Annotated in this window: 5 protein-coding genes; 4 read left to right on the top strand and 1 reads right to left on the bottom strand. The window is 58.2% G+C overall.

The features are described 5' to 3' along the window. Positions 1-70: 70 nt before the first annotated feature. The 4 genes from M6689_RS15125 to M6689_RS15140 all read left to right on the top strand — a co-directional run bounded on the left by M6689_RS15125 (position 71) and on the right by M6689_RS15140 (position 4,329). Positions 71-1,783, top strand: a complete 1,713-nt coding sequence (locus M6689_RS15125) for a proline--tRNA ligase (protein WP_298273308.1) — start codon at positions 71-73, stop codon at positions 1,781-1,783. Between the two features lie 24 nt (positions 1,784-1,807). Beyond that, on the top strand, positions 1,808-2,527 hold the full coding sequence (gene pyrF / locus M6689_RS15130) for an orotidine-5'-phosphate decarboxylase (RefSeq protein WP_298273314.1): 720 nt from the start codon (positions 1,808-1,810) through the stop codon (positions 2,525-2,527). Positions 2,528-2,546: 19 nt separating this feature from the next. Further along, positions 2,547-3,293 (top strand): 23S rRNA (guanosine(2251)-2'-O)-methyltransferase RlmB, encoded by a 747-nt coding sequence (rlmB, locus tag M6689_RS15135; RefSeq protein WP_298273309.1) that lies wholly within the window; start codon positions 2,547-2,549, stop codon positions 3,291-3,293. A 526-nt stretch (positions 3,294-3,819) separates the two neighbouring features. After that, positions 3,820-4,329, top strand: a complete 510-nt coding sequence (locus M6689_RS15140; RefSeq protein WP_298273310.1) for a hypothetical protein — start codon at positions 3,820-3,822, stop codon at positions 4,327-4,329. 454 nt (positions 4,330-4,783) lie between these two features. On the opposite strand, the gene M6689_RS15145 is transcribed toward M6689_RS15140, so the two are convergent. Further along, the gene (locus M6689_RS15145; RefSeq protein WP_298273311.1) at positions 4,784-5,302 is read right to left on the bottom strand and encodes a terminase small subunit; all 519 of its coding nucleotides are present in this window, start codon (positions 5,300-5,302) and stop codon (positions 4,784-4,786) included. Between the last annotated feature and the right edge of the window lie 850 nt (positions 5,303-6,152).

The raw sequence follows: 6,152 nt of genomic DNA on the forward strand, positions 1-6,152 counted from the left end.
TCCCTTGTGATCGCCCGTGCCAGGGAAAACACGAGGTTTGCCCCTGCATTATATCCATAGAGGACCGTCAATGCGTTATTCCCAGTATTTTGTCCCAACCGTCAAAGAAACCCCTTCCGATGCCGAGGTGATTTCCCACCAGCTCATGCTCCGCGCCGGGATGATCCGTAAGCTCGCAGCCGGCATCTACAACTACCTCCCCCTCGGGCTTCGTTCCATCCGGAAGGTCGAGGCGATTGTCCGCGAAGAGATGAACCGGGCAGGGGCCATCGAGATCCTGATGCCGAGCGTCCAGCCGGCGGAGCTCTGGCAGGAGTCGAAGCGGTGGGAGAAGTACGGGAAGGAACTGCTCCGCTTCAAGGACCGCAAGGATGCCGAGTTCTGTCTCGGTCCTACCCATGAGGAGGTGGTGACTGACATCGTCCGCCGCGAGGTGAAGAGCTACCGGCAGATGCCGCTGAACCTCTACCAGATCCAGACCAAGTTCCGCGACGAGATCCGCCCCCGCTTCGGCCTCATGCGCGGTCGCGAGTTCATCATGAAGGACGCTTACTCCTTCGACGTGGACAGCTCTGCCGCCGATTCGTCCTATGACAGGATGTACCAGGCCTACCGCCGCATCTTCCAGCGGTGCGGGCTCAATTTCCGGGCCGTGGAGGCCGACACCGGGAGCATCGGCGGGGCGTTTTCCCACGAGTTCATGGTCCTTGCCGACTCGGGCGAGGACGCCATCGTTTCCTGTTCCACCTGCGAGTACGCTGCCAACGTCGAAAAGGCCGAGGCCCGTCCGGTGGCCCCCGAGCACGCCGAACCCCGTTCTCTGGAGCGGGTCGAGACTCCCCAGAAGCGGAGCGTGGAAGAGGTGACGGCGTTTCTCGGCATTCCGGCCTCATCGCTCATCAAGACGCTTCTCGTGGTGGCCGATGGCGAACCGCTGGCGGTACTCGTCAGAGGGGATCACGACCTCAACGAAATCAAGCTGGCAAAGGTTCTCGGCTGCGAAGCGCTCGAGATGGCGAGCGAGGAGATTGTCGAAAAGGTCACCGGGGCTCCGGTGGGATTCGCGGGGCCGGTGGGGCTGAAGGTCCGCATCGTCGCCGACCTGGCGACCCAGGGAATGCGGAATTTCGTCACCGGCGCCAATGCCCGGGATCTCCATTACAAGAACGTCAACTTCGATCGTGACTTCGCTCCGGAGAGGTTTGCCGACATCCGCAACGTCGTGCATGGCGATCCGTGTCCCCGCTGTCCGGCGGGACATCTGGAGCTCTGGCGCGGCATCGAAGTGGGGCATGTCTTCAAGCTCGGCACCAAATACTCGGAGGCACTGCGTGCCACATATCTGGATGCCGAGGGGAAGGAACAGACCATCTTCATGGGATGCTACGGCATCGGCATCGGAAGAACCGTTGCCGCCTGCATCGAGCAGAACCATGATGCCGACGGCATCGTCTTTCCGATTCCGATTGCGCCGTTCCACTGCATCGTTTCCGCCGTCAACGCCAAGGATGCCTCGGTGATGACGGCCGCCGAAGGGCTGTACCGCACCCTGACGGATGCCGGGGTGGAAGTTCTCTTCGACGACCGCGACGAGCGCCCCGGGAGCAAGTTCAAGGATGCCGACCTCATCGGCATTCCGCTTCGACTCGTGGTCGGCAGCAAGAACCTTGCTGAAGGGAAGGTGGAGCTCAAGATACGGAAGAGTGGCGAAGTGTCTCTCCTGCCTCTGGACGAGGCGGTGGAGCAGGTGAAATCTCTTGTCGCAGCAGCGCTCAACCAGTAACCCCTTCAAGGAGTACCAGAGATGATGACCAGGGAAGAAGCTCGGAGCAAGATCATCTTTGCCCTCGATACGGGGGAGTTTTCCCACGTCCAGTACTGGGCTGAGACCCTCGCCGGACGCGTCGGGATGTTCAAGGTGGGGAAGCAGATGTTTACCGCTTGCGGGCCCGCAACGGTACGGATGATCCAGAAGTTTGGCGGCGATGTCTTCCTGGACCTGAAATTTCACGATATTCCGAATACCGTGGCGATGGCTTCTCTGGAAGCGGCGCGTCTCGGGGTCAAGCTGTTCAATCTGCACGCCCTCGGCGGTTACGAGATGATGGCCCGCACGGTTGAAGCCCTTGACAGGGAGTTCCACGGTGGGGAGAGGGCTAAGGTGCTGGCGGTTACGATTCTCACCTCTTCCACCGAGGAGACGCTGCGCCAGGTGGGAATCGAGCATCCGGTTCCGGAAATGGTCGTCAGACTCGCAACGCTTGCCCAAAAGGCGGGTATTGACGGTGTCGTGGCATCCCCCCGGGAGATTCCCCTGATCAGGGAGGCATGTGGCAAGGATTTTCTCATTGTCACCCCCGGCGTCAGGCCGAGTTTTGCCGCCCTCAATGACCAGAAGCGGGTGATGACCCCGTCCGAGGCGGTGAAGGCAGGAGGTGACTACCTTGTCATCGGCAGGCCCATCGGCGATGCCAAGGACCCGGCAGCCGCGGCGGAGATGATTCTCGACGAAATCATTGCCGGTTGAACGAGGGAGGCTATTTTTCGTGAAAGAAGAACTACTCTACGGGATCAATCCCGTGATGGAGGCCCTGCGCGGCAAGCGGAGGGCCTTCGAGCTTTTTGTCTCCCGAGACGTTCAAGACCGCCGGTTAGAGAAACTGCTCTCGCTCGCTGCGGAACGGGAGGTGCCGGTGCGTAATCGCGACAAGCGGGATATCTCCCGTCTCTGTGGCACCGACCATCATCAGGGGGTCGCACTACGGTTGGAAGGTTTCCCGTATGCGGAACTCTCGGACCTGCTGGCGGTCTGGCGCTCTTCGGGGGAGATGGGGCTCCTCGTGGTGCTCGATGGGGTGCAGGATCCGCACAATCTGGGAGCCCTGATACGAAGTGCCGCATGCGCCGGCGCCCATGGCGTCATTATTACCAGGGACCGTGCCGCAAGGGTCAACTCCACCGTCGAGAAGAGTGCTGCAGGAGCGGCCGAAACCATCCCCGTCGCCCAGGTCACGAATCTGGCCCAGACGCTCGATGAGCTGAAGGATGCGGGATTTTGGATCTACGGGACATCGGACCGTGCCGCTTCTTCACTGTATGACCAGGATCTGTGCGGCAATGTCGCGATCGTAATCGGCGGGGAAGGGGAGGGGATTCGACACTTGACCGCCAAGAAATGCGATTTTCTGATCTCCATACCCCTGCGGGGAGGGGTAAGTTCCCTCAACGCATCGGTAGCGGGGGGGGTTGTCCTGTTCGAAGCGGTACGGCAACGCCTGGCATCGCGTAAATAAGCAAAGGGGCTTTCCGCCGGTTATGAGGAAAGCCCCTTGTTTTGAGAGGGTCGGTGTCAAACGGTTCATGTAACAGTCCGGCATTGCAAGGGTATATGTTCAGGTGGTTTCACGCATACCCCCAAATCTACCCCCAGAATATCGACGCTACTTCTTCCAAAGGGAGGAAGGAAAGGTCAGGAACTGAAGGGGGGGTGGCATGAGACGGCAAGGCCAGAGACGCCGCTACCCCCTCTCTGGGCCGCGACATATTTACGGACGTAGTCAACTTGTCGGCCATCTCCCGCGCCGTCTCCTCTTCTCGACCTCGAAGAAGGGGCGTTTTCTGTTGTCCTGCAGATGCTTGAGGAAAAGCAGGTCAAGAGCGGAGAACAATCAATCAGACTGACTGAGTAATCAATCAGTTTGACTGATTAACCTATTTGTATTGCGTGGATTATAGTAAGTGAAAAAATTCTTAGAAGCTAGTGTTTAAATTTTCCCCATGCGATAACCCCTTCATCAAATTCAATGAGGAGGGTTACACATGAGCAAGGACTATCTGGATTTACTGGACGATCTGGCCCTACAGATGGACAAACTTAAGAGTTATGTGGAGCGGGTTGAGGAGATGGTGGGTGCGGGGACGGAGACGTTACACAAAAAATATCCCCATGCTGGCGGTGATATGTTTGTCGACGGGTACCGGGGATTCACGAAAGAGGATTTCAACTTCTTGGCGTGGCTGATGGTCGACATTCAGGAAATCGTCGACACGGTTAGCATCAAGGTTACTGGGCTTGATTCTGCCCTTCGGGGAAACTCATCCTTGGTGTGCCCCCCGTGGATTCCGGTCATCCAGGAAGGAAAACCCGCTAATCCTGCTATGCTGTCGGGACTCACCACGCGGCTGTCCTCTATTTTGACCGAGCACGGGGACATGGTCGTCCTGGTCGAAGGAAACGATCTCACCAAGGTTGAGCCGACGATCTGGAACGCAGAGGATCATGTCGTCACCGGGGAAGAGTTAAGGAATTGCGTCTTTCTGAGGGCGTAGGGCAAAGAAAAGGCCGGCATCCTCCAGACGGGTGTCGGCCTTACTGTTTGGTTCGGCGAGGGCCTAGAAGCCGTTTGAGCCGCCCCAGGGAAAGGTATTCCACGAAGAAAGCCGCTTCATGAAGTCCGGCATCCGGGTGTACATGTCCAGGGTTTTCGCGTTCCTGGTTCCGGTCCCGTCAGTCCGGAAGGCGCGGGAGGCCCTGCTATAAATTCTCCGTTCAGTGCCCCTTGTGCCATGTTGTTCAAGCCGATTTTGGCGAACGGGTTAAATGGGTCAGATGCCCAACCGCTCGCCCTTTCCGCCAGGTGTGTTTGAGCTTTAGGCGTCTGAAACTCAGGGTCACTCAGGGTTTTGGCAAAGTCCGCCATATCGTCCCTCGCATTCCCCATGTCTCGCATCATCAAAAACCTCATCAGTCCCATAATCCTTCCTCCTTTCCAGGCTTCCGCCTTTAATGTCTCGCGTATCGCGAGAGGTCGACCGGGCACACGTCCAGGTTGACATTCAGGTTCATGGTCTTTGCCGCCGGGTAAGCGTCGTGAAGCTTCAGTCCCATATCTACGGCTTTCAGTGAAACTTGTGGATCTGCCCCGTCAACGTGCACCTTCAGCTTCTTTACGAGATGCCGGCGGCTGAGCCCTTCTGACTCCATGACGGCGGTGATCGCCTCCTTGATGTCCGCATCTTTCATCAGCCTGTTGCCTATCGCCTTGGCACTGTCCCGGGTGGTCACGTCAAAAGCGGCTTCAGCCGCATCGGTCTGCGTTCGGCCCTCGACAATGGCGACAACGAATTTCTGTTCTTTCTCCGTCAACCGGTCCAGGACGGCAGGCCGTGCTGCAATCTGGCGCAGCCGTCGCAGCCGCTTCGATATGGCCGCTTCGGACACGCCGAAATGAGCCGCGGCAGCCTTCTGCGGGTGCCTTGCTCGATCATTTCCAACAACACAGCGTCGTCGATCTTTCTTCAATGTCTGCCTCCTTTCCGTAGAGTCGTGCGGGGGGTGTCTACGGCCATTTACCGCGACCCCTGTTCAAGGTGGTTAACTTTCCGCCTCCAAATTTGCCCTGTGAGCGGTCGATGGGCCGGGTTGATAGTTGCCCTTGTGTCGCGTTCGGGAATCGCGCCAGGGGTGCCGTTTGCGCGACATTTTCGGCATGTCTGTTACACGGTCGGCAGCCTTTACTGTCCGCAGCTCAACCTGTCCCCTTTTTCGGAGCTCCCGCAAGTGGCGATAGATGGTAGATGGAGCTAACCCCCCTGCGGCATTGCCCGCATGCCCGCAGTGGCGGTGCGGGCAATCTGCTGTGAATGGTGATTTCACTCATTGCCCGCACGCAATGATTCCGGGAAGTTAGGCTGTGCTGACAGCACGTGATACGCAGTCCGCTGCCCTGAAGTGGCGGCCGGTACGTGGTCCTTGCATGCCTTGAGTAGACAGTTGACAAATTTTCCGTCCTTTCCTCCCACAAAGCCCCGCCGTTGCCCCCGGGGGGGTTTTGTGTTTCTGGTCATAGGGCACCTCCTGCCGCGACTTGTTTAATCAGCCGCTTGATGTCAGACTCTAACCATACGGTCGTCCTTTCCCCCAGCTTTCGCCCTGCCGGGTACTTTGTCGAGAACCATGGTAATTGAGCAGTTACCGATGGTGCGATACCAACGGAATTGAGCACCGGAATCATCGGAATTGAGCAGTTTGGGCAGGGGCGGAACCAACGTAATTGAGCACCCCCTGCTGTTGTCTTTGGTGGGCCACAACCGTCATAGCGTATCCTGCCGGGATCTTGATTCCCAGGAGGTCCTATGGCAAGGAGACCCAT

Origin of the sequence: Geobacter sp., from assembly GCF_027327745.1 — a bacterium.
GTDB lineage: Bacteria > Desulfobacterota > Desulfuromonadia > Geobacterales > Geobacteraceae > Geobacter.

Excerpts from the sequence above, each read along its gene's own strand:
- M6689_RS15125 (WP_298273308.1), top strand. The coding sequence starts at position 71 with ATGCGTTATTCCCAGTATTTTGTCCCAACCGTCAAAGAAACCCCTTCC.
- pyrF (WP_298273314.1), top strand. The coding sequence starts at position 1,808 with ATGACCAGGGAAGAAGCTCGGAGCAAGATCATCTTTGCCCTCGATACG.
- M6689_RS15140 (WP_298273310.1), top strand. The coding sequence starts at position 3,820 with ATGAGCAAGGACTATCTGGATTTACTGGACGATCTGGCCCTACAGATG.